This window comes from Methylomonas sp. AM2-LC (genome assembly GCF_039904985.1).
In the GTDB taxonomy this organism is placed as follows: domain Bacteria; phylum Pseudomonadota; class Gammaproteobacteria; order Methylococcales; family Methylomonadaceae; genus Methylomonas.
Map to the genome: position 1 here is coordinate 3,750,360 of NZ_CP157005.1, position 24,359 is coordinate 3,774,718.

Consider the following 24,359-nt stretch of genomic DNA (forward strand, 5'->3'; position numbering starts at 1 on the left):
TTGAAATAGAAGGATCATAAAAAAGTACAATCTAAGCATTTGGCTTGGATATAAAAAATGACATCACCAGTAGATGAGGAGTTTTTGTGTCAAATAAAATCAGCGTTTTATTAGTTGACGACCACGCCGTGGTTCGGACTGGATATAAAACCTATCTTTCCCTTTCGGACCGAATTGGTGAAATTTTTGAAGCCGACCGCGGCGAAATTGCCTGCCAAATTTATTCTAAGTTTTTGCCAGATATTGTGGTCATGGATTTATCAATGCCTGGATTGGGCGGATTTGAAAGCATCCGCAGACTAATTAATCAGTACAGTAAATGTAAAATTCTAGTGTTTAGCATCCATTACGAACTCGTCTATGTGTCACGCGCAATAAAAGCGGGTGCCAAAGGCTACATTACTAAAAACAATGCGCCGGAAACGCTGGTATCGGCGGTATGTACCATTGCCGAAGGCGGCACCTATATCGAACCGGAAATTGCTCAAAAACTGGCTGTGAATATGGCAAGCGATCAGGATGAAGCGGCTAAAATTAAGTCTCTTTCTCCACGCGAGTTTGATATTTTCTGTTTACTGGCAAACGGCTTATCCAGTAAAGAAGCTGCTGAAAAACTGTGCTTAAGCTATAAAACTGTCAGTAATCACAGCACATCCATTAAGGAAAAACTGGACATTAAAACCATGTCTGAATTGACACTTTTGGCCAGCCGTCAAGGTATCATTTCCATCTAACAGATGTCTCGAGGGGGTTAATCTAAAACTTATGGAAAGGAGTGCGGATACTTTGTTCGCGGTTGAACAGGTTGGTTTCCCAACCTGTTCGAACAGCTCTTTCCTATATAAAACTACTCAAGTTTAGTTTTCAGACCGTTCAAACCATTTTTAAAATATTGCGTCACCGCCTTAACCGCAGATTCATCATTCAAGTTATCCGGCGGTGTATTTCCGGTATCGCCACGGTAGAATCGACTTTTTAAAGTCACCAGACTGCTTTCCGGTGTATCACCATGCACCACCTTTAACTGAACTGAATAGGAACTGGTCGGAAAAGCTTTAGTGTTTTCAGTTTTTAACCGAAAACTATATTCGTGTTCCTGTTCACTGTAATAATCCAATTCTTCAACCAGTGATTCGTTATTTTGGAACGTTAGAGTGCGTTTTCCACCAGACTCGTTCTTGCCATCCCCTACACTATTTTTAAGATCGGGATGCCAATTTACAATCGCATCAAACTGCTTCAAAACTTGCCAGACTTTTGCAACAGGGGCATGAATGGTAATTGATTCTATAGCCTTTTGCGGTGTGGGGCCATGGGCAAAACCCGGTAAAGAAACCAATAATAGTCCAAAAAACAGTGTGATATAACGCATATGGATACCTTAAAAAAACGCATATTATCGACCCTGCCAGCGCGGGTGTATTGGGAAAATATCCTGTAAATACATAGGTTAATTACACTATTGTTATTATTTAAAATGTTTAGATTGATTGCGAGTATTCTCACTGGACTAAAATAGGTACAAAGCTGTGCTAACCAACGGGCGGCAAATTCGCGTTCAATACCATCAACATCAGGTTGATTTTTAATTTTATGGTTCATACCACTGGCACCCAGGCGGATATCGACATACCTTCACCGGGTTGTGAGCGGCAAAGGATTTCACCATTCAGTGATTTGATACGTTCCTTCATTCCCAACAAACCAAAACCACGATTTATTTTGCTAAAGTCGCAGCCCTTCCCGTCGTCCTGAATTCTGAGTTGCAGCTGCGCATGTGGACTATCCAACAGCTCCAAATCGATATTGACATGCTGTGCTTGTGAATGTCGAATGACATTGGTTAAACATTCCTGTATTACTCTAAATACATGAATAGTGATAGATTTATCAATGTAGTCAACCTCATCACCACAATTTATGGTCAGTTCAAGCTCCGGATTGCGTTCTGCCCAATGGTTGACCAAGTCTTCTAGCGTCGCTTTCAAGCCCAACTCGGTCAATACCAAAGGATGCAGTTGCTGCATCATAGAACGTACAACAGTCATCAGATGATCGCAGACTTCCGTGATAGAAATAGAGATTTTGCGGGTATCGGCTTTTTGATGCGCGGCCGTAACCGCCATCACTTTGATGGCGGTTAACGATTGACCGAACTCATCATGTAGTTCTTGAGAGAGCCGTTGCCGCTCATCTTCCTGTATGGCCAAGGAATGCTGAGTCAAGGCTCGATTTTCTTGACGGGTTTTCTCCAGCTCCACCATCATGTGATTAACGGCTTTAGCGATATTATCGAATTCCTCAACAGCAAAGGTGGGTAGCTTATGCTGATATTGACCGGATTCAATACCGCGCAAGGCATCAACAATAACGGCGATGGATTTTAACGATTTATTAAAGACCAGATTAACCGCTGCAAAAGTCAGCAGGGTTAACAGCAAAATCGAAGCAAAAAACTCCACACTTTCCTGCCAGACTTCCGTTATTTCATCCAGTGGCTGAGCTTGGATTATTAAATTAAGTACTTTACCATCCTTGGTTTTAAGCTGATGTTCTACCTTAGGGTAATTCTCTTGCACCAAACGAATATACCAGGCGGGAGGCATTTCTTCTGGATTACTGGGCTGATGGTCGCCGGTAAATTGAATAAGCTGCCCATCTGGCTTTTGCAGTTGTATACTGAGATGACGGGTTTCTTGTAAAACGCGAAGATGCGATAAATCATCCACTTGCTGAAAAACAGGTGCATCAGCAATACCTAAGGTAATCAACTGTAGCGCTAAATGAATCGAAGCTTCGACTTCTTTATCGACCGACTGCCTAGCCTGCCAAATAGCTATAGCTCCGCCCAACACCACCATGCACAGCGAAGAAATTAGAATGCGGTAGATAATCTGATGTCGAAGGCTCATGACAATTGCACACAAAAAAGACTATTATCAACGCTCAAGCGCCACCTCAGCTATAGGAAAATTTCCTTTTCACCTATAGCTGCCTGGAACGACTATCTAAAAGACTAAACGCTAAGCTATTATTTTTAAGAAATGCAGGCGCGATGAATTAGTTCCATTGGATACGCACCCCTGCATAACCGGTGGCAACCGACCCTGGCCCCTGAAACTGTGTTGGCTGCCCCAGATAGACATTACTTCCCATTTGCCCAAAAGAAGCGTAGTGATTATCAAGCACGTTTCGACCCATTGCAAACAATTCAATATTTTTGGTCAGTACATAACGGCTATTCAAGTTAAGCACAGTATAGTCTGGTATTTGCGGGTAAATATTCATATCATCCCCGCGGGCGTATTGGCTGGATGTATATTGCATATCGCTACCCAGGAAAAAGTTTTTGAAAAACTCATATTCCGCACCAAATTTTAGGGTATTCTGAGGAATGCCAGGAATTTTATTACCCGCAACAACGGTTTCTGCACCATTGCTCTGAGAATATGCATTATTTAATAACGTGGCTGATTGATAAGTGGCATCCACAAAACCATAGCTGACATACCAATTTAAACTGTCAAGCAGCAATCCGCTCAAACCAAGTTCTAAACCTTGCCGTCTAGTTTTATCCACATTGGCAAAATAACCCTGTCCACTATTTGAAACACTCTGGAACAAAATATCATTGGTATTGATAGTCTGATAAATGGCAAAATTCCATTTCAATGCTGCACTAAATTTCCCACGCATACCAGCTTCCAGGGTATGTGAAACCACCGCCTTTAGCGTAGGCGGATCAGAAGCCATGCTGTTGGGTAGATTGCAGGCAACATTTGGATTTGAACAGCCCATTTCAATGGCAGTAGGGGCACGAAAACCTTCGTTATAATTGAAATACGTTGTAAATTCTTTCATTGGATTATCCAATGATAACGCGTCAAAAGGATTAAAAGTAACACCCGCAGAAGGATTGATGCGCTGATAGTGTGAATTACTGCCCAGATAGGCTTGATCACTGGGTTGATTAAGTTGATCGGTATTTTTAATTTGCGCCTGGATCCAGTTCAAAGCCGCATTAACATGTAACCAGTCGTAAACCGAAAACGTATTCGTTGCAAACACATTTGAATAAGCGTTTTCTCCTATCAACATCGCTTGAGGTGAAAAAGGCGTAACACCTAACTCATACAATGACGGTGTAAATACTGCAAGCTGACTCGCTTCATAGAATTTTGTCCTACCATAGTTGTACCCTCCCCCAACAACAAACTGATTTTCGTGCTGCCCAACTTTATAATCTGAGGTCAATTGTAAGTTAATGCCGGTTCCATTCTGCCTGGTACGAGTGGCAACAAAAGAGCCTGGAACTGTGGGATTGGACTGAGTGGCATCGTTTGAGTTTGGACAAGAAGTCAATGTATTCCAATTATCACAACTATCATTGGTATTACTGTTCAAGCTGTAACTGTCATTATTGCGATTGTAGACATTGCCACTCAATTGCAATGCATCCGTAAAGCGATGATTGCCTTTCAGATTAACAAAATACATCGTATTTTTAGTAACATCTGGCGCTGTGTAAATTGATGACCAATTCTGCTGCAACATTTCCACTGGTGTAGGGCCAACACCTTGCATATTATTACCCGCATAGGTAAAAGATAAATCCAGGTCGGTTTTATCGTCTTCCCAACCCACTTTACCAAATCCTTGGTTAACACTGGTGGGTGAAAATGGACGCCAACCAGCATCTTCAAAAATATTACCGGCAAAATACCAATCGAATTTATCGTGAAAACCGCCTATTTCTGCCTGATAAGCTTGTCGACCATAGGCACCGCCATTGGCTTGCGCTTTAAAACCGGGATGACTGAAACCACTTTTTGTTTTTAATGATAATGCTCCACCCAAGGTGTTCAAACCAAATAAGGGATTGGATCCGGGGATAACTTCCATATTGGCTATTGCCACTTGAGGAATTAAATCCCAATTAACGGTATCTCCAAAGGCTTCATTTACCCGCACGCCATCTTGGTATACTGAAAGTCCTATTGGTGTGCCAAGCAAAGGCGATGCTGTAAACCCCCTGTAGGTAACATCTGGCTGATAAGGGTTGTTTTGAGTATCGTTAATATTGACACTTGCCAAACGACGATTCATAAAGTCTGATATTGCAATGGCTTCGTGCCGATTGATTTCCTCATCCTCAGCAGATTGCACATTACCGGAAATTTTCTTCAAACCCAGACCTGTAGCTCCCAATGGGGTTGTGCTAACCACTTCAACTTCGGGTAGCTCAAAGGCATCGATAGGCTGCGTATGTACCTGAGTAGGTGTATTGTCGGTATTTAGCTTGCTGGATTCTGCTGTCGGTGTTGTCTCTGCTTGATCAGAAGCAGAAAAAAAACCATCAAAAATTGAGAGCCGTTTAGAGGTAGATACTTTGGCATCCGTTTCTGCATAGCCTGGCACTGCGATTAGAGAAAAAGGTAAAACTGCCAACAACAGCCGTTTACGGTAAGGAGGAAGAGACATAAGAAGGACCTAAATTATTTAAAATTACGCTCATGTCATTCTATGTATTTTTGTTTAGGAATTTTTCCTGATTTTTTCTGCATGACCGTTACGTTTCAGATAAAAATCCTAAAAACACTTTATATTCCGCATAAATTTCGCTGTATTTAAAGAAGCTTCTCACCTTATATCTCAGTCAAGCTGGCTTTATCAGCATAGCTATTAAGTTAGTTTTTGAGAGCCTTGAGTACACACTTAACCATCTAGCTATAGAGCATGCTTTGCAAAAAAATCGTCCAATGTCGTGTTGTCATTATTACTCGTTAAAAATTGTATAAATATTAGAAAATACTAATTAAGTTATTGATATACAATATTTAAACTGTAATAAAAAATAATTATCCTAAACACAATTTTTGTGATAGTATTCAAAAAAATGCCTCTTGGGGAACTATTCATGAAAACCCGTTATCTAGCTGGACTCGTTAGTTTATTACTATTTTCCACTCAAGCTGCATTAGCGAACAGCACCAGTTTTACAGGAAACTTTGCACAGGACGACAATGTGCAGTTTTTTACTTTTTCTATCTCAGCACCTACCGATGTTACTTTCAATACCCTCTCTTATGCGGGTGGTGTTAACGCAGCCGGAACCACCATTGCTGCGGGCGGATTTCTACCTATATTAACCTTATGGGATGCGGCTGGAATAAATGTAGCGAGTTATTCCACAAATGGTGACATTAGTTTCACTCAAGATTTAACGGTAGCCGGTTCCTATATTCTGGCATTAACCGAATACAATAATCAGGCGTTGGGCGATTTACCCAATGGTGCTTTAGACCCTACACAGTTTACAGAGTCTGGACAGGGCAATTTCACAGTTCCACAGTTTAGTAATACACCGGGTATCCCTGGGGCATTCATTGCGCCGGATGGTTCGCAACGCACTAGTGTCTGGGCAGTGGATATCAGCAGCCCTAATCCTGTTATAACAACAGGCAGTGTCCCCGAACCCGAGACATTATATCTGCTAATGACTGGTATCGGCTTAGTAGGTATCTTTACGCGTAGAAAAAATCGGTAATAAATCGACTGTTTTGTTTTCCAGTGTCGCGTAACGCTGGTGGCACCTAAGCCTTAACGGGTCAGGGCAAAAATTTTACGCCTTTTTTCTTTTAAACCCTGTTAGTTTTAGGAGCCACTATGATCGTAAAACTTAAGCCACTGAGTGCGGCCATTTTTCTGGTCGGATTTACACCCCTTGCAGCCCAGGCTGTGGATGCGTTACTAACTGCAGATACCTATATTGCTTCTGGCTTTCCAACCAGTAACTACGGAAACTCTGTTAACCTTAAAGTTAATTCCAGCGCAGATGGACTTTTGCAATTCGATTTGACAGGCATACCTACCGGTACCACCGCAACTAACATCAGCAAAGCAACTTTATATGTGTGGGTAAACACGGTCACCACACCGGGCGCTTTGGAAATAAGTCCAGTGACCAGTGCCTGGACTGAACAAACCGTTACTTTTAATTCACCGCCTTCAGTAGGCGCACCTTTGGCGAATGCGGTGCCTGTTACCCAAACTGCAAACTATATTCTGGTAGACGTTACTGCACAACTAAAAGCTTGGCTTACCAATCCAGCCAGCAATTTTGGTTTACAAGTACAACCAGACCCAACTGCACCTAGCACCTCCATCTTGATCGACAGCAAGGAAAACTCTCTTACCAGTCACCCTGCCTTTATTGACATCAGCTTGATAGGCAATGGCCCTACGGGTGCAAAAGGTGCAACGGGAGGAGTAGGTCCAACAGGGCCGACCGGAGCAACTGGCCCTACCGGACCCACTGGTCCCACTGGTCCCACTGGCCCTGCCGGCACAAATGGAACTAATGGTACTAATGGCAGCAACGGCGCTCCAGGCGTTACTGGTCCGGCTGGTGCACCCGCCGTTTTTAATGTAGCTGGTGCACTACAACCCGCTACTACATTCATCGTTGCTGACACGGTTAACTTCGTAGGTACCAACGTACAGACAGTAACCTTTTCACATAGATTTAGTCCAGGTGTTACTCCCGTTTGCACAGTTACACCTGTTTTTCCTGGACACTTAACAGCTGATATTAATAGTGTTAGCAATACTCAGTTGACCATAGAATTAAGTCTGGTAGATAACGCTGCGGTTAATTTTATTTGCATAGGAAATTAATAAAACAATAGCAATCCAATAGAAGTATCAGTCTAATGGAAGCACCAAGCACCTTAGATTGGCACCTCAAAGCACTTAAAACAGGCAACATAAACTAATATTACGATAGAGGTATTCATCATGGCAGACCCATTTCTAGGCGAAATCAGAATCTTTTCGGGTAACTTTGCCCCCGTTGGATGGTTCCTGTGCGATGGTACAATTTTGCCCATCTCCCAATACACCGCTTTGTTTGCTATTATTGGCACAACATACGGCGGTAACGGAGTAAGTAACTTTGCCTTACCGGATTTACGCGGACGCTTTCCAATTGGACAAGGATCTGGCCCCGGTCTCTCACCTGTCATATGGGGAGAATCGAGCGGTCAGGAATCGGTAACATTGCTTGCTAACCAAATGCCTAGCCATAACCATCAATTAACAGCTAGCAGTAGTGCTGGCACCACGGATAATCCCCTCAATGCCATTCTGGCAAATGGTTCAGGATCTTCCATTTATGCAACAGGCAGCGCACCTAACGAAACTCTGGCACCCACAACTATTACCAACGCTGGAGGTAATACACCGATACCTATTCGCAACCCTCATCTAGGAATTACTTTCATTATTGCGTATACCGGTATTTTTCCTTCACGTGCTTAACAAGATCAAAATACTCAGTTATGCTTGAAAAGCTCTGTCTGACAGGCATAACTGGTCATAGCGCTTTAAGCGTTTGCATGAAAAGGTTTTAGAGATGTCCACATTACGATACCCTCGCCCGGTTAACAGGCGGCATTTTCTTAAAGTTTCTGGGCTTACGGCAGTTGCTTCATTTGCGATATCGCCGTTGGCCTTGGCTTTTGATCACAGCTATTCAAGTTTGAAAGTAGGGGTTAAAGAGTATCGGGGGACAGATAACGGCAAACTTTTGTTGTCCACCGACCAAGGTAAAACTTGGACTGAAATAGCCAACTTTGGCGATGATTGTAGCGTCGAAAATATTACAGCCGAACTCAATGGCTTGGTTAAAGTACATCTGCGAAAAGGTGCGCATTCCATCTGGATACAATCTGATAATGACCAAAAATGGGTTACTGAAAACTATATTCCACCGACAAAATTTTAAACTCCACTAATTGGTGAACCCTATATCACTGCGTGTAGAATCTACAACTGACGAATACTTTCTGCGTCAGTTGTATGCTTCCACTCGCAGCAAGGAAATGGTATTAACTCCCTGGAGTGAAGCGCTAAAAGAGGCGTTTCTTAATCAACAATTTGATTTACAGCGCGACCACTATCGGCAACACTATCCAGAAACAGAATTTATGCTGATTTTGAATGAGGATAAACCAATTGGACGCTGGTATCTACACAGTAACACAGACCACCTGCTGCTATTGGATATTTCCCTATTACCCGACTATTGTAATCAAGGTATTGGCAGCTATTTACTGAATACCTTATTGGTTAAAGGTACGCAACAGCACAAGCCTGTCAGATTACATGTAGAAAACCATAATCGTGCAAAAAGCTTATATCTACGACTTGGCTTTTCGATGATTGAGGATAAAGGTATCTATCTGCTCATGCAATGGCTACCCCACACAACCAACTAATTTTTAAACTCAATTCACCCTACTTCTCACAAAACACTTAGCATTTGCTTATAATGCTATACGTATATCTGCGCAGTAATCATTACTGAAATGCGTATGTTTTTTAGCAGCGACCGACAATCGCCAAACCCACTAGCAACGAGTTAAGCATATGGCAAGCATTGGTTTATGTATGATAGTGAAAAACGAGGCAAGCATTATCTGCCGCTGCCTGCAAAGCGCCATGCCCCTACTGGATTATGTATTAATTGTTGATACGGGTTCGAGTGACGCTACCCCGCAAATTATTCGTGACTTTCTGCATACTCAACAACTGCCCGGCTGCGTAATAGAAGAGCCTTGGCAGAATTTTGCTTATAATCGAAATTTTGCGCTGCAAAAACTCAGAGAACATCCAGAGATTGACTATGGTCTCATGATAGATGCCGACGAAGTGCTGGTTTTCGAAGCTGATTTCAATGCTGAACAATTCAAACAACAACTGCAATTGGATCTGTACGATGTGCAAACCCGCTATGGAAATATAGCCTATCTGCGCCCGCAACTGTTCAGTAATCGCTTAGCGTTGAGTTACAAAGGTGTGTTGCATGAATTTCTTGACATCCGCAAAATCCCTACTCGCGGAACTGCACAAGGCTTTTTCAACCACCCTATTCAAGACAGTACCCGCAATCACAATCCTAATAAATTTGCAGATGACGCTGCGTTATTAGAACAAGTATTACGCGAAGAAAAAGATGCTTTCATGATCAGCCGTTATACTTTTTACTTAGCACAAAGTTATCGTGATTGTGGCGCTCATCAGCAAGCGATGGATGCCTATTTGCGCCGAGCAGAACTGGGCGGCTGGATTGAAGAAGTCTACTTCAGCCTGCTAAGTGCAGCACGTCTAAAAGAAGTACTTGACTATGCCAGTCAGGAAGTCATTCAATCCTATCTTGCGGCACACGAACTATTACCCGCACGCTTAGAAGCATTGCATGGTGCTATTCGCTATTGTCGGCTACACGAAAAATACCAACAGGCCTATATATTGGCAAAACAGGCTATCACTCAATCCGCGCCTAAGGACGGTTTATTTTTGGAAAACTGGATTTTTGATTACGGACTACTTGATGAACTTTCTATTGTTGCGTATTGGGTTGGTAATTTTCAAGAGTGCTTTGACTGTTGCCTAAGCATTTTACAACAAGCAAAAATTCCCACTGCCTCGCGCCAACGCATTCGTGATAATGCCTGTTTAGCAATATCCAAACTGGGGCAAGCGGATTTGGCAAATTTGCTACCTCCGTAACTGAAAACAGGCTGATTTGTCAACAAATACCCAACTGATCATAAGTTTTCTATAATAGTTTTGTGATACCCCTCATAAATAATAAAACGAGTGCTTTTTTTCTAAAAATAACTGCTATATTTCTTACAACGATTTCTCTCTTTCTTACAAAAGAGGGAAATTAAGTGATTAGTTTACGCCATAATAACATTACTTAATATATGGTAATTAGCACTCAGCAAAATAGCCTTAATTTCAGATGTGTCGCTACTATCAAAAGCGATAAACACCGCATCTAATTTAATGCGAATTAACTAAAAATTTACGACCCTACCCATTAATAGTTTTCGTTGTCCGAAGCACTGATGTACAGCCTGGTACAGTTTATTTATTGCTTCCAGACAGTAATTTAATATTTTTTAGAGCGCCTGCAATTCATGAAAAACAACCAGCCAATAACTCAAAACGAAGTACATTTTTCCGCAGATGATATTATCGTCTCAATCACCGACACTCAGGGTGTTATAACCAGTGTCAGCCCTGCTTTCTGCCAAATTAGTGGTTATACTGAAGCAGAAATGCTCGGTCAAAATCACAATATGGTGCGTCATCCTGATATGCCACCGGAAGCTTTCGAATGGTTATGGCGCACGGTAAAAACGGGAAAGACCTGGAATGCACGGGTTAAAAACCGGGCAAAAAACGGCGACTTTTATTGGGTGGACGCAACCGTATTACCCCTTTTCGAAAACAATCAGATTATCGGATATAGATCATTACGGGTAAAACCAAGTCGGGCTCAGGTAGATGAAGCAAATAAACTCTACAACGACATCAATGCAAAACGGATTAAAAATCCATTTATACCTGGAAAATTTGCTCTGTTCATTAGCCAATTAAAGCTACGACAAAAGTTTATGATTTTGGTAGTGCTGGCAGTCATGATGTGTGCAATACCTACCTGTATATTAACAAAACGTATTAATGATGAACTGGATTTCTCTGCCAAAGAAACTCAAGGTATTACTTATATCCGCGAAACTATCAAGCTACTGCAACTGGTTCAACAACATCGTAACCTTGCAGTTTTAGTTTTAGCCGGCGACAGCAAAAGTGCCATCAATCTCGAAGCCAAACAGACTGAAGTTAATTTACAACTCAAAGCGCTGGACACAATAGACAGCAATATGCCAGAAATGGGTATGACTAACGCCCTAAAACCTATTCGCAGTGACTGGGAAAATATTACCACCTCATTAGAAAACCAATCAGCAACCAACAATTTGGTCAAACATGCCGCCTTGACGGATAAAATTTTCGCTTTCAATCGGACTATTGGCGATGTTTCAAATTTAGCACTCGATCCAGTACTGGATAGCTATTACTTGATTATCATCGCAAATTATCAACTGAGTGATATTGCAGAACGACTAAGTTTGTTAGCCAGCATTGGCGGACGCGCTTTGGAACAAAAAACCGTGTCACCCCAAGATATACAGGATTTACAAAAAATACTGGGCGATTTACCGGGGGCACAAGCCCTGTTGGAAGAAAATATCCGTAAAGTACAGGTATCCGATTCCCTTCGTAATGAAGTACAGAAAATTAGCCAGGATATTGCTTCAATCAGCCAATTAACCACAGATCAAATCATAAAACCAGCCAAACTGGAATTCTCCGGGCATGATTTTGTAGAAACCACACTCGATAAAACAGACTATATTTACAAAGTATCGGCAGATATTAACGATTTAGTAAATGACTTAGTTAATAGCCGGATTGCTAATACCCAAAACTCCAGATTAATCAACCTACTCGGAATACTTAGCTTATTGGCAGTTAATTTACTGTTAACCAGTTGGATAATACGTGGAATTTTACGACCCGTAACGGCAATGAGCGAAGCGCTTAATAAACTGGGTCGTGGTGAAATGCCAAGCAACGATGGACAAGATTACGGCCAGGAAATGAATCAACTTAAAGAAGGCCTGAATTTGGCAATATCCAGTGTCCGCTCTTTGATTTCTGATACCCGAATGTTAGTGCTGGATGCAACTAACGGTAAACTGTCTTCTAGGGCGGATGCTGACAAACATCAAGGCGATTACCGTAAAATTGTACAAGGTATCAATAATACCCTTGATGCAGTAATTGGTCCGCTCAATGTCGCAGCAACTTATGTAGAAAATATTTCCAAAGGCGCTATTCCAGCTAAAATTACCGATAATTACAATGGCGATTTCAACGTTATTAAAACCAATATCAATACCTGTATTGATGCAGTGAACGCGCTGGTTGCAGATGCGGTGATGCTCTCGCAAGCCGCTGTGGAAGGCAAACTGTCTACCCGTGCTGACGATACTAAACACCAGGGCGACTATCGCAAGATCGTACAAGGTGTAAACAACACACTGGATGCTGTGATTGGGCCATTGAATGTCGCAGCTGATTATGTGGACAATATTTCCAAAGGATCTATTCCAACCAAAATTACCGACACTTACAACGGCGATTTCAATACCATCAAAAACAATCTGAACAATTGTATTGATGCTATCAATAATATGGTCACCGAAGCAGCCAACCTGGAAAAAGCCGCTATTGAAGGCCATTTGGCCACCCGTGCCGATGCCAGCCAGTATCAAGGCGATTACCGTAAAATTGTACAAGGTGTCAATAACACCCTGGATGCCGTGATTGGTCCGCTCAATGTCGCTGCCGATTATGTCGATAATATTGCCAAAGGGGCTATTCCAGCTAAAATCACCGATAACTACAATGGTGATTTCAACGTCATTAAAACCAATCTCAATACCTGTATTGATGCGGTAAATGCACTGGTTGCGGATGCGGTAATGCTCTCGCAAGCCGCTGTGGAAGGCAAGCTGTCTACCCGTGCTAACGATACTAAACACCAGGGCGACTATCGCAAGATCGTACAAGGTGTGAACAACACGCTGGATGCGGTGATTGGGCCATTGAACGTGGCGGCTGATTATGTGGATAATATCTCTAAAGGTTTGATTCCAGCCATAATTACCGACACTTACAACGGCGATTTCAATACCATCAAAAACAATTTGAACAATTGTATTGATGCTATCAGTAATATGGTCACCGAAGCAGCCAACCTGGAAAAAGCCGCTATTGAAGGCCATTTGGCCACCCGTGCCGATGCCAGCCAGTATCAAGGCGATTACCGTAAAATTGTACAGGGTGTAAACAATACGCTAGATGCTGTGATTGGTCCGCTCAATGTGGCTGCCGAATATGTCGATAATATCGCCAAAGGCGCTATTCCAGCTAAAATTACCGATAATTACAATGGCGATTTCAACGTCATTAAAACCAATCTCAATACCTGTATTGATGCGGTAAATGCACTGATTGCCGATGCGGTAATGCTGTCGCAGGCAGCGGTGGAAGGCAAACTGTCTACCCGTGCCGATGACACTCAACACCAGGGTGACTATCGCAAGATTGTGCAAGGTGTAAACAGTACACTGGATGCTGTGATTGGGCCATTGAATGTCGCGGCTGATTATGTAGACAATATTTCCAAAGGATCTATTCCAGCCAAAATTACCGACACTTACAACGGCGACTTCAATACCATCAAAAACAACTTGAACAATTGTATTGATGCTATCAGCAATATGGTCACCGAAGCAGCCAGCCTGGAAAAAGCCGCTGTTGAAGGCCATTTGGCCACCCGTGCCGATGCCAGCCAGTATCAAGGCGATTACCGTAAAATTGTACAAGGTGTCAATAATACCCTGGATGCCGTAATTGGCCCTCTCAATGTGGCTGCCAATTATGTCGATAATATTGCAAAAGGGGCCATTCCGACCAAGATCACTGACTCTTACAACGGCGATTTCAACGTCATTAAAACCAATCTCAATACCTGTATTGATGCGGTAAATGCACTGGTTGCCGATACGGTGATGCTGTCACAGGCAGCGGTAGAAGGCAAACTATCTACCCGTGCTGATGACACTCAACACCAGGGCGACTATCGCAAGATTGTTCAAGGTGTGAACAACACACTGGATGCCGTGATTAGGCCATTGAATGTCGCGGCTGATTATGTGGACAATATTTCCAAAGGATCAATACCAGCCCAAATTATCGACACTTACAACGGAGATTTCAATACCATCAAAAACAATCTCAATACTTGTATAGGCGCTATCAATAACTTGGTGGCTGATGCCAATATGCTATCAATCGCCGCTGTCGAAGGCCAGCTGCAAACACGTGCTGATGCCAGCCAACACCAAGGTGATTTTCGAAAAATTGTGCAAGGTTTTAATGATACGTTGGACGGTGTTATTTTACCAGTTAACGAAGCCGTTGAAGTGTTAACGCTGGTTGAACAAGGCGATCTAACACGCATAATACGTGGAAATTACAAGGGGCAACTGGGCGACTTTAAAGACACTGTTAACAATACCATCGCCAAATTGTCGCAAACTATTTCAGAAGTCATCAGTTCCGCTGATCAATTAGGCAATGCTTCTGAACAGATCAGTGCCACCTCACAATCTTTATCGCAAGCCTCTAGCGAACAAGCGGCTAGCGTTGAACAAACCTCGGCCAGTATCGAAGAAATGGCTGCCAGTATTAACCAAAATGCTGAAAATGCCAAGGTAACCGATGGCATGGCCAGCAAAGCATCACACGAAGCCACCGAGGGAGGGGTTGCCGTAAAACAAACCGTAGATGCCATGAAAGAAATTGCCAATAAAATTGGCATTATTGACGATATCGCTTATCAAACCAATATGCTGGCCTTAAATGCCGCCATAGAGGCTGCTCGGGCTGGCGATCACGGCAAAGGTTTTGCGGTAGTGGCTTCAGAAGTACGTAAACTGGCAGAACGCAGTCAAGTAGCGGCGGCAGAAATCGGTACATTGGCAGAAACCAGCGTCAAAACGGCAGAAAGTGCGGGCAGATTACTGGACGAAATCGTACCTAGCATAGCCAAAACATCAGACTTGGTACAGGAAATTGCAGCAGCCTCGCATGAGCAATCATCAGGCGTTAGCCAAATTAACACGGCCATGAATCAAATGAGTCAAATTACCCAGCAAAATGCTTCCGCCAGTGAACAATTGGCCGCTACCGCCGAAGAGATGACCAGTCAGACCGAACAACTGCAAAGTCTGATGAGCTTCTTTAAAATTACTGGCAGCAATGTAATAGTGAGTGACAAACTCGATAGCTCTTCTACAAAAACGGTAAAAGTCAGACCCACCCTGCAACACAATCAGGAACGAAGCGATGACGAGTTTGAATTTGACTTAAGCAAATTCCAAAAATTTTAAAAAGGAGACCAATGAATAGCACTTATTTAAGATAAGAATTATTTACAAACAATACCTTATTACCGAAAAGCTTCAGAAACACCATTCCACTGTTAACAGACAGCAGTAACAGATAAACTTGAAGTGATGACCAACTTGGATTTTGTTTCGGGACTTTCCAGCGAAGGCTGGCATGGACGGAGAATTGCTTCTGCATTCTCTACATAAAGCACATATGTGTGACTAATACCATGGCAGAACCTACACAGACGTATTCTCGACGTCCTTTGCCGGAAAGCCCTGTAGCAAGATTAACATCGCTATTTAAATTCGCTGAAATCTATGGGAGCTTAAGCATATTTAAATTAATACCAATACTCACCAATAGTTTTTTTAATTGCGATTGTGATCGCATTCAAAGAACAAACGCACAAATACCTATTTTTGTGATAGCTATCGTAAATAACGCAATTAATCAGTGGTTTTTGTTAAAAAACTGCTATCTTTAATCAACATTAAGTGGAATGAAATTCTGATCCAATTTGTTTTGCTGTGGCAATGGTCACCAACCTGATCACTACGTTTAAAACAAGTTAAGACAGCTTTCAGGTACACATTTTTGTTAACTAAAATTAATAAGCGCAAATGGACATTTTTGAATATATAGCAATACTGTTCGGTATGTTGGCTGCTGGGTTTGTAGGTGCCTGGATAGGCAAAAAACCTTTACTGGCAAAACTGGCTGCACAACAAGCGATTAAAACGCCAACAATATCGATTAATGACATAGAGGACTATATTGCTGATATAGACAATCTTTGCCATAAGCTACTGCCTATTTGGGCTAATCATATTGAATTATCCAGACTACAGATGGAGCAATCTATCAGCGAGCTGTCTGCAGAATTTGCCAGCATTACGCAAAACTTGAATTCCGCACTGGATAACTCTCGTGCCGACTTACTTCAGGGTGATCATGGTATTTTTGATACCAGTAATAAGCGCTTAGGTAAAATCGTGTCTAGCCTGGATGTTGCATTTAACGAAAACATGACCATGCTGGAACAAATTAGATCACTTGCCGGCTTTGTACGAGAACTGAAAGAAATGGCAAAAGAAGTCGCGAACACGGCGGCTCAAACCAATCTGATTGCCCTTAATGCCGCCATTGAAGCAGCGCGTGCTGGCGAGGCTGGACGTGGTTTTGCAGTGGTTGCCGATGAAGTCAGAAAACTTTCCACCCTGTCAGGAACTACAGGTAAATTAATTGGCGAAAAAGTAGAGCTGGTGAGTAGCGCTATCAACCATACCTTACAAGTCGCTGAAAAAACGGCTCAGACTCAATCTGACATTATTACCAACGCCAATTCAGACATAGAAGCGGTGTTAAATGATTTACATACTGTGTTTGATAACATGAAAACCTCGTCGCAAAAACTAAGCGAAGTCACACATAATATCAAAGGTGATATCGATCAATCACTGGTGCATTTTCAATTTCAGGATCGTATTGGACAAATTCTGATACATGTAAAAGACAGCATCAATAAGGTTCCAGAGTACATGACTCTGAGTCATGCTAACGGTGTTACCTCTCTGAAACCCATCGGCACCAATGAATTATTAGCTTCGCTTAAAGGTTCTTACACTATGGTAGAAGAGCATCAGACGAACGAATCCATTCCATCTCAACAAACACCGACTGAAATTACATTTTTTTAGGAAAAACCATGGCAAAAACTATATTAATTGTAGACGATTCGGCCTCTGTAAGGCAGGTAGTCAAAATTGCTCTGACGGGTGCAGGTTACGATGTCATTGAAGGCGTCGATGGTAAAGATGCACTGAGTAAACTGACTGGACAAAAAGTTCATCTGATTATTTCTGACGTCAATATGCCCAACATGGACGGTATTACTTTTGTAAAAGAGGTCAAACAATTGGCCGCCTACAAATTTACGCCCATTATTATGTTAACGACCGAATCGCAAGAAGGCAAAAAACAGGAAGGCCAAGCGGCTGGCGCTAAAGCCTGGGTTGTTAAACCCTTTCAGCCCGCGCAAATGCTGGCAGCTGTGTCCAAGCTTATTCTGCCGTAACTATTGCTAAAACTGAACGTTTTTTGTTCACCAGGAGTCCCCCCATGCAAAGCCTTGCCATCAATGATGAATTAACCATATTCACGGCTACCGAGCAAAAAAAACATTTACTGGCTTTTTTACAAACAGACGATGAGCTTGAGGTAAACCTTGCCAATGTGTCAGAAATTGACACTGCTGGCTTACAACTATTGATTCTACTAAAGCGCGAAGCTGCACTGGCCAGTAAAAAAATAAGTTTTGTAATGCACAGCAAAGCAGTACTTGAAATATTTGAACTGGCCAACCTCACCACTTCATTTGGTGATCAGGTAGTACTTGCCAATGACTAGGAGTTGCCGATATGAGTTTTGATGAGGAAATGCGCGAAGCACTTGTGACTTTCACGATTGAAAGCATGGAGTTGTTACAAAATATGGAAGAAGGTTTGCTGAATGTTGAAGCAGATGAAGATCCTTCTGAACAAATCAATGCTATCTTTCGAGCCGCACACACGATTAAAGGCTCTTCGGGGTTGTTTGGACTTAATCACATTGTTGCCTTTACGCATGTGGTGGAAAGTGTTCTCGATTTATTACGCGATGGTAAAATCGCTATCTCATCCGAACTCATTGCTGCCCTGCTGCCTTGTTGTGATCATATCGCCTTGCTCATTGGTGGCGTTGTTGATGGCCAAGTGGCTGAAGATCCCGCCAATACAGCGGCGGGACAATTGTTGCTGGACGAATTACAACCTTTTCTTAGCGGCGAACAACATCATTCTGTTGTTACAAGCAACGACCGTCAAGAAAAAGTGGAAGCCATGGGTGGTGGTGGCGCAGTTGACAGTGGCAACTGGCATCTATCCTTACGTTTTGGTCCTGATACCTTACGAGAAGGCATGGATCCCCTGTCATTTATTCGCTATCTCAGCACCTTAGGCGATATTGTTCATCTCACCACTGTTTGCAATGGCATTCCCGCTGAAGAACACATGGATCCTGAAACCTGTTATCTCGGCTTTGAAATCGAGTTAAAAAGTGGAGCGGTTAAGGCTGATATTGAAAACGTATTCGAATTTGTCAGGGACAGCAGCACTATTCGCATTCTACCCATGGAAAGCGGCATTGATGATTTCATCGCCCTGATTAGAGATCTTCCAGAAGATGATCGCTATTTAGGTGAATTACTGGTAAACAGTGGTGCGGTAACCCGACATGAACTGGAAGAAGCCTTAACTCGCCAAAAATCCGAACAACAAAGCAACGATGCTAGTGAACACCAGATTACTCCGCGTATCGGTGAAATTCTGGTTGATCAACAGGCCGTACAGCAGCCCATCGTCAATGCTGCATTAGAAAAGCAAAAACAAAACAAGGACAAGAAAAACTCGGAAAACCAAAGTATCCGCGTAGATGCAGAGCGTCTCGATAAACTTATCGATTTGGTAGGAGAGCTGGTTATTTCTGGAGCCGGTGTCAATTTACGCTCATTAATCTCCAGCGACGATACCCTTAAAGAACAAACCAGCGATTTAATGCGGCTGATTGAAGAAGTACGTGATAGCGCCCTGCAATTACGCATGGTACCCATAGGTACTACTTTCAGTCGTTTTCAACGTGTAGTGCGTGATGTCAGTAAAGAACTGGGCAAAGAGATAGAACTGGTTATCAGTGGTGGCGACACCGAAGTTGACAAATCAATTGTCGAAAAAATCAGCGATCCGCTCATGCATTTAGTGCGCAACTCAATGGATCATGGCATCGAAGCCGCTGGAGTGCGTATTGAACGTGGCAAACCGGCACGAGGTGTTTTACGGCTAAATGCTTATCATGCCTCGGGCAGCATCGTTATTGAAGTGAGTGATGATGGCGGCGGTCTTAATCGGCAACGGATTTTGGAAAAGGCTATCGAACGAGGTCTGATCGATGCCAATGCTCAATTAAGTGATCCAGATATTTATGCACTGATTTTCGAACCCGGCTTCTCCACCGCGCAACAACTTTCCAATATATCTGGACGCGGTGTTGGCATGGATGTGGTCAAGCGCAATGTAACTGCTTTACGCGGCAGTATTGAAGTGGATAGCCAGTTGGGTGTCGGCGCTACCATGCGCATATATTTACCTTTAACATTAGCCATTATTGACGGCTTTATGATTGGTGTGGGTCAATCCACCTTTGTCATTCCATTAGACAGAATTTCAGAATGTCTGGCCTTACCCAGCGATACCAATAACCACGATTACATTGATTTACGTGGCGAAGTATTACCTCTGATACGCTTACGCTCATTATTCGAAATTAGTGGCGAAACTCCTAGCCGTGAAAACGTGGTAGTGGTTGAATACGCTGGCAATAAAACCGGATTTATTGTTGATGAGTTATTAGGCGAATTTCAGACCGTCATTAAACCCTTAAGTAAACTGTTTATCCATATTAAAGGGGTAGCAGGTTCAACCATACTCGGTACGGGCAAAGTCGCATTGATACTCGATGTGACTACATTAATAGAATTAGCCACCCGACAAAATCAGGCTTTACTGAAAAATGTAAATCCAAAACTACCTAACAATTCAAACTTTATCTCTGGAGCATTATCCTATGAGTCTACTTAACTTATTTAACATTAAAGATGCGGCTTCTGCAGCAAACAAATTTCAATCATTTCTGGATAACTCCAGCAACGGTATTATCTTTTTCGATGAGCATCTGAATGCCAGTCATGCCAGCAAAACCGCTATTAAGCTCTACACCGAGCATAAACAAACTTTCCAAGCCACAGCACCGGCATTTAATATAGCCAATATTGCTGGCGTTAATCTCAGTGCCTTTAATTTAATTCCACAGCAGGCCATTGACGACCTACCCCGAAAAAAAAGCTGGGCGCGAATGTTGAAAATGGAGGCTGAACAGGTTCACTTTACATTAACACCGTTTGTCGATGACAACAAAGGCCTTAGCGGGGCAATGCTAGAGTTCTGGTGGGCGACCGACTATCAAAAAATGGAAATCGAATCCTCTCGATCAGCTACCATCGTACAAACGACTACTTTACCAATCTTGACTTGTGATGTAAATCGATTCATCACCTCGGTTAATCCCGCAGCATTAGCGTTATTAAAGGGCTACACCAAGGAATTAAAACAACTATTTCCTGATTTCGATGCTGAAAAATTGGTTGGCAGAAATATTGACGAGTTCCATAAAAACCCTGAAATGCAAAAACGCCTTTTTACAGATACAAGTACCGTTATGCCCCATAAAGCGCGCATACAAGTACTTGAACTCTTTTTCGAACTAACGCTGTTTCCATTGAAAGATGCTAAAGAAAAAATCACTGGCTATGCTATTGAATGGTTAGATGTGACTAATGAAAACAAAACCATTGCACAAATAGACAGAATCGCGCAAAACATCATAGAAGGAAAATTAAACGAGCGCATGGACACCGCTCAATTTAGCGGTAATTTTCTCAAATTAACCCAAGACATTAACAAAATGCTGGATGCGGTGATCGAGCCTCTGAATGTGACAGCTGATTATGTGGATAATATCTCTAAAGGTTTAATTCCAGCCAAAATTACCGACACTTACAACGGCGATTTCAATACCATCAAAAATAATCTGAACAATTGTATTGATGCTATCAGCAATATGGTTACCGAAGCAACCAATCTGGAAAAAGCTGCCATTGAAGGACGCCTGTCCACCCGTGCCGATGTCAGCCAGTATCAAGGCGATTACCGTAAAATTGTACAAGGCGTCAATAATACCCTGGATGCCGTAATTGGCCCGCTCAATGTGGCTGCCGATTATGTCGATAATATTGCCAAAGGCGTCATTCCGCCTACCATTACAGATAACTATAATGGCGATTTTGATATTATCAAAAATAATCTTAACAATGTAGTAAAAATGATGAACGACCTGCTTGCGCAAACCGACATCATCATCAAGGCCGCTGCAGATGGAGATCTAGATAAACGCGCCGACGCTACGTTGTTTATGGGTGGCTGGAACAAGCTGGTATCCGGCGTTAACGACACCATTACCAATATTGTCAATCCGCTTAATGTTACCGCTGACTATGTTGATCAAATTGCTAAAGGCATTGTGCCACCAACAATTACGACCGAATACAAAGGTCAGTACAACATTATCAAAGGCAACCTAAATGCCGCCGTAAAAATGATGAACGATTTACTGGCGCAAACTGACATCATTATTAAAGCAGCAGCCGATGGCGAACTGGATAAACGCGCAGACGCCTCGCTGTTTGTGGGCGGCTGGAACCAATTGGTCTCCGGCGTTAACGACACTATTACCAATATTGTCAATCCACTGAATGTTACCGCTGACTATGTCGATCAAATTGCCAAAGGCATCGTACCTCCCACTATCACGACCGAATACAAAGGCCAGTACAACATTATCAAAGGCAATCTGAATGCCGCCGTAAAAATGATGAACGATTTGCTAGCACAAACCGACATCATCATCAAAGCAGCTGCCGATGGAGAACTGGATAAACGTGCCGATGCCACTCTGTTTGTGGGCGGTTGGAACAAACTAGTATCCGGCGTGAACGACACTATTACCAATATCGTCAATCCGCTAAATGTTACCGCTGACTATGTCGATCAAATTGCCAAAGGCATTGTGCCACCGACAATTACGACAGAATACAAAGGTCAGTACAACATTATCAAAGGCAACCTGAATGCCGCCGTAAAAATGATGAACGATTTACTGGCGCAAACTGACATCATTATTAAAGCAGCAGCCGACGGCGAACTGGATAAACGCGCTGACGCCTCGCTGTTTGTGGGTGGCTGGAACCAATTGGTATCCGGTGTTAACGACACCATTACCAATATTGTCAATCCGCTGAATGTTACCGCTGACTATGTCGATCAAATTTCCAAAGGTATCGTACCTCCGACCATCACAACCGAATACAAAGGTCAGTACAATATTATTAAAGGCAACTTGAATGCCGCTGTAAAAATGATGAACGATTTACTGGCACAAACCGATATCATCATCAAAGCGGCAGCCGAGGGCGAACTGGATAAACGTGCAGACGCCTCGCTGTTTGTAGGCGGCTGGAACCAATTGGTATCCGGCGTGAACGACACTATTACCAATATCGTCAACCCGCTGAATGTTACCGGTGACTATGTCGATCAAATTGCTAAAGGTATCGTACCTCCAACCATCACGACCGAATACAAAGGTCAATACAACATTATCAAAGGCAACCTGAATGCAGCCGTGAAAATGATGAACGATTTGTTGGCACAAACCGATATTATCATCAAGGCTGCTGCCGAAGGACAACTCGATACGCGTGCTGATGCATCACTGTTTGTAGGCGGCTGGAACCAATTGGTAACCGGCGTTAATCAAACGCTCGACGGCGTTATTCTGCCCGTCAATGAAGCGGTTGAAGTGTTAACCCTGGTTGAACAAGGCGATTTAACCTGTGCTGTCAGCGGCGATTACAAAGGTCAACTGGGCGATTTTAAAGACACGGTCAACAATACCATCGCCAAACTATCGCAAACTATATCAGAAGTCATCAGCTCCGCGGATCAATTAGGCAATGCTTCTGAACAGATCAGCGCCACCTCACAATCTTTATCGCAAGCCTCTAGCGAACAAGCGGCCAGCGTTGAACAAACCTCGGCCAGTATCGAAGAAATGGCTGCCAGTATTAACCAAAATGCTGAAAATGCTAAAGTAACGGACGGCATGGCCAGCAAAGCTTCGAACGAAGCCACCGATGGAGGGGTTGCAGTAAAACAAACCGTAGACGCCATGAAAGAGATTGCCAATAAAATCGGCATTATTGACGACATCGCCTATCAAACCAATATGTTGGCCTTAAATGCCGCCATAGAGGCTGCTCGGGCGGGCGATCATGGAAAAGGTTTTGCGGTAGTGGCAGCGGAAGTACGCAAATTGGCAGAACGCAGCCAGGTTGCAGCGGCAGAAATCGGTAAGCTAGCCGAAACCAGCGTCAAAACAGCAGAAAGTGCTGGCAGGTTACTGGATGAAATCGTGCCTAGCATCGCCAAAACGTCCGACTTGGTACAGGAAATTGCTGCAGCCTCGCATGAGCAATCATCGGGTGTTAGCCAAATTAACACGGCCATGAATCAAATGAGTCAAATTACCCAGCAAAATGCTTCCGCTAGTGAAGAATTGGCCGCTACTGCTGAAGAAATGACCAGTCAGACCGAACAACTGCAAAACTTGATGAGCTTCTTTAAAATTACGGGTGGTAAAGCTATATCATTTGCACCTGCTTCTATCAATCGCTCCAAAAAAATCGAAAGAACAAAAACAAATTCACCCGTCAACCGCAGTAATGGCGCGGGTGAGTTTGATTTAAGCAAATTCGAACAGTTTTAGGG

16 protein-coding genes are annotated in these 24,359 nt (G+C 42.9%); 13 read left to right on the top strand and 3 right to left on the bottom strand.

The annotated features are described in order from the left end of the window. Positions 1-86 precede the first annotated feature (86 nt). Entirely contained in the window at positions 87-734 is a 648-nt protein-coding gene (locus ABH008_RS16680; RefSeq protein WP_347986740.1) for a response regulator transcription factor, read from the top strand. Positions 735-847: 113 nt separating this feature from the next. On the opposite strand, the gene ABH008_RS16685 is transcribed toward ABH008_RS16680, so the two are convergent. From ABH008_RS16685 to ABH008_RS16695, 3 genes are all read right to left on the bottom strand, one after another. After that, positions 848-1,372, bottom strand: coding sequence for an SRPBCC family protein (locus tag ABH008_RS16685; RefSeq protein ID WP_347986741.1), 525 nt, complete (start codon positions 1,370-1,372; stop codon positions 848-850). Between the two features lie 226 nt (positions 1,373-1,598). After that, a complete protein-coding gene (locus ABH008_RS16690) occupies positions 1,599-2,912 on the bottom strand; it encodes an ATP-binding protein (RefSeq protein WP_347986742.1) in 1,314 nt (437 codons plus the stop codon). A 148-nt stretch (positions 2,913-3,060) separates the two neighbouring features. After that, on the bottom strand, positions 3,061-5,481 hold the full coding sequence (locus ABH008_RS16695; protein ID WP_347986743.1) for a TonB-dependent receptor: 2,421 nt from the start codon (positions 5,479-5,481) through the stop codon (positions 3,061-3,063). Positions 5,482-5,917: 436 nt separating this feature from the next. Here ABH008_RS16695 and ABH008_RS16700 point away from each other — a divergent pair, with 436 nt between their 5' ends. The 12 genes from ABH008_RS16700 to ABH008_RS16755 all read left to right on the top strand — a co-directional run bounded on the left by ABH008_RS16700 (position 5,918) and on the right by ABH008_RS16755 (position 24,357). Continuing rightward, entirely contained in the window at positions 5,918-6,547 is a 630-nt protein-coding gene (locus ABH008_RS16700; RefSeq protein WP_347986744.1) for a DVUA0089 family protein, read from the top strand. A 119-nt stretch (positions 6,548-6,666) separates the two neighbouring features. Next, positions 6,667-7,677 (top strand): DNRLRE domain-containing protein, encoded by a 1,011-nt coding sequence (locus ABH008_RS16705; RefSeq protein ID WP_347986745.1) that lies wholly within the window; start codon positions 6,667-6,669, stop codon positions 7,675-7,677. A 120-nt stretch (positions 7,678-7,797) separates the two neighbouring features. Next, a complete protein-coding gene (locus ABH008_RS16710; RefSeq protein ID WP_347986746.1) occupies positions 7,798-8,319 on the top strand; it encodes a tail fiber protein in 522 nt (173 codons plus the stop codon). Positions 8,320-8,413: 94 nt separating this feature from the next. Beyond that, positions 8,414-8,785, top strand: coding sequence for a hypothetical protein (locus tag ABH008_RS16715; protein ID WP_347986747.1), 372 nt, complete (start codon positions 8,414-8,416; stop codon positions 8,783-8,785). Positions 8,786-8,798: 13 nt separating this feature from the next. Beyond that, entirely contained in the window at positions 8,799-9,278 is a 480-nt protein-coding gene (locus tag ABH008_RS16720) for a GNAT family N-acetyltransferase (RefSeq protein WP_347986748.1), read from the top strand. 172 nt (positions 9,279-9,450) lie between these two features. Beyond that, a complete protein-coding gene (locus ABH008_RS16725; RefSeq protein WP_347986749.1) occupies positions 9,451-10,572 on the top strand; it encodes a glycosyltransferase in 1,122 nt (373 codons plus the stop codon). Positions 10,573-10,988: 416 nt separating this feature from the next. Next, complete coding sequence (locus ABH008_RS16730) at positions 10,989-15,881, top strand: methyl-accepting chemotaxis protein (RefSeq protein ID WP_347986750.1); 4,893 nt, start codon at positions 10,989-10,991, stop codon at positions 15,879-15,881. A gap of 624 nt (positions 15,882-16,505) precedes the next feature. After that, positions 16,506-17,582, top strand: a complete 1,077-nt coding sequence (locus tag ABH008_RS16735) for a methyl-accepting chemotaxis protein (protein WP_347986751.1) — start codon at positions 16,506-16,508, stop codon at positions 17,580-17,582. 8 nt (positions 17,583-17,590) lie between these two features. Continuing rightward, positions 17,591-17,959, top strand: a complete 369-nt coding sequence (locus ABH008_RS16740) for a response regulator (RefSeq protein WP_347986752.1) — start codon at positions 17,591-17,593, stop codon at positions 17,957-17,959. Positions 17,960-18,003: 44 nt separating this feature from the next. Further along, positions 18,004-18,291, top strand: coding sequence for an STAS domain-containing protein (locus tag ABH008_RS16745; RefSeq protein WP_347986753.1), 288 nt, complete (start codon positions 18,004-18,006; stop codon positions 18,289-18,291). 11 nt (positions 18,292-18,302) lie between these two features. Next, the gene (locus ABH008_RS16750) at positions 18,303-20,555 is read left to right on the top strand and encodes a chemotaxis protein CheA (RefSeq protein WP_347986754.1); all 2,253 of its coding nucleotides are present in this window, start codon (positions 18,303-18,305) and stop codon (positions 20,553-20,555) included. Beyond that, complete coding sequence (locus ABH008_RS16755; protein WP_347986755.1) at positions 20,542-24,357, top strand: methyl-accepting chemotaxis protein; 3,816 nt, start codon at positions 20,542-20,544, stop codon at positions 24,355-24,357. Before ABH008_RS16750 ends, ABH008_RS16755 begins: the two co-directional genes overlap by 14 nt. The last annotated feature ends 2 nt before the right edge of the window (positions 24,358-24,359 follow it).

Excerpts from the sequence above, each read along its gene's own strand:
- ABH008_RS16685 (WP_347986741.1), bottom strand. The coding sequence starts at position 1,372 with ATGCGTTATATCACACTGTTTTTTGGACTATTATTGGTTTCTTTACCG.
- ABH008_RS16690 (WP_347986742.1), bottom strand. The coding sequence starts at position 2,912 with ATGAGCCTTCGACATCAGATTATCTACCGCATTCTAATTTCTTCGCTG.
- ABH008_RS16695 (WP_347986743.1), bottom strand. The coding sequence starts at position 5,481 with ATGTCTCTTCCTCCTTACCGTAAACGGCTGTTGTTGGCAGTTTTACCT.
- ABH008_RS16700 (WP_347986744.1), top strand. The coding sequence starts at position 5,918 with ATGAAAACCCGTTATCTAGCTGGACTCGTTAGTTTATTACTATTTTCC.
- ABH008_RS16705 (WP_347986745.1), top strand. The coding sequence starts at position 6,667 with ATGATCGTAAAACTTAAGCCACTGAGTGCGGCCATTTTTCTGGTCGGA.
- ABH008_RS16710 (WP_347986746.1), top strand. The coding sequence starts at position 7,798 with ATGGCAGACCCATTTCTAGGCGAAATCAGAATCTTTTCGGGTAACTTT.
- ABH008_RS16715 (WP_347986747.1), top strand. The coding sequence starts at position 8,414 with ATGTCCACATTACGATACCCTCGCCCGGTTAACAGGCGGCATTTTCTT.
- ABH008_RS16725 (WP_347986749.1), top strand. The coding sequence starts at position 9,451 with ATGATAGTGAAAAACGAGGCAAGCATTATCTGCCGCTGCCTGCAAAGC.
- ABH008_RS16730 (WP_347986750.1), top strand. The coding sequence starts at position 10,989 with ATGAAAAACAACCAGCCAATAACTCAAAACGAAGTACATTTTTCCGCA.
- ABH008_RS16735 (WP_347986751.1), top strand. The coding sequence starts at position 16,506 with ATGGACATTTTTGAATATATAGCAATACTGTTCGGTATGTTGGCTGCT.
- ABH008_RS16740 (WP_347986752.1), top strand. The coding sequence starts at position 17,591 with ATGGCAAAAACTATATTAATTGTAGACGATTCGGCCTCTGTAAGGCAG.
- ABH008_RS16745 (WP_347986753.1), top strand. The coding sequence starts at position 18,004 with ATGCAAAGCCTTGCCATCAATGATGAATTAACCATATTCACGGCTACC.
- ABH008_RS16750 (WP_347986754.1), top strand. The coding sequence starts at position 18,303 with ATGAGTTTTGATGAGGAAATGCGCGAAGCACTTGTGACTTTCACGATT.
- ABH008_RS16755 (WP_347986755.1), top strand. The coding sequence starts at position 20,542 with ATGAGTCTACTTAACTTATTTAACATTAAAGATGCGGCTTCTGCAGCA.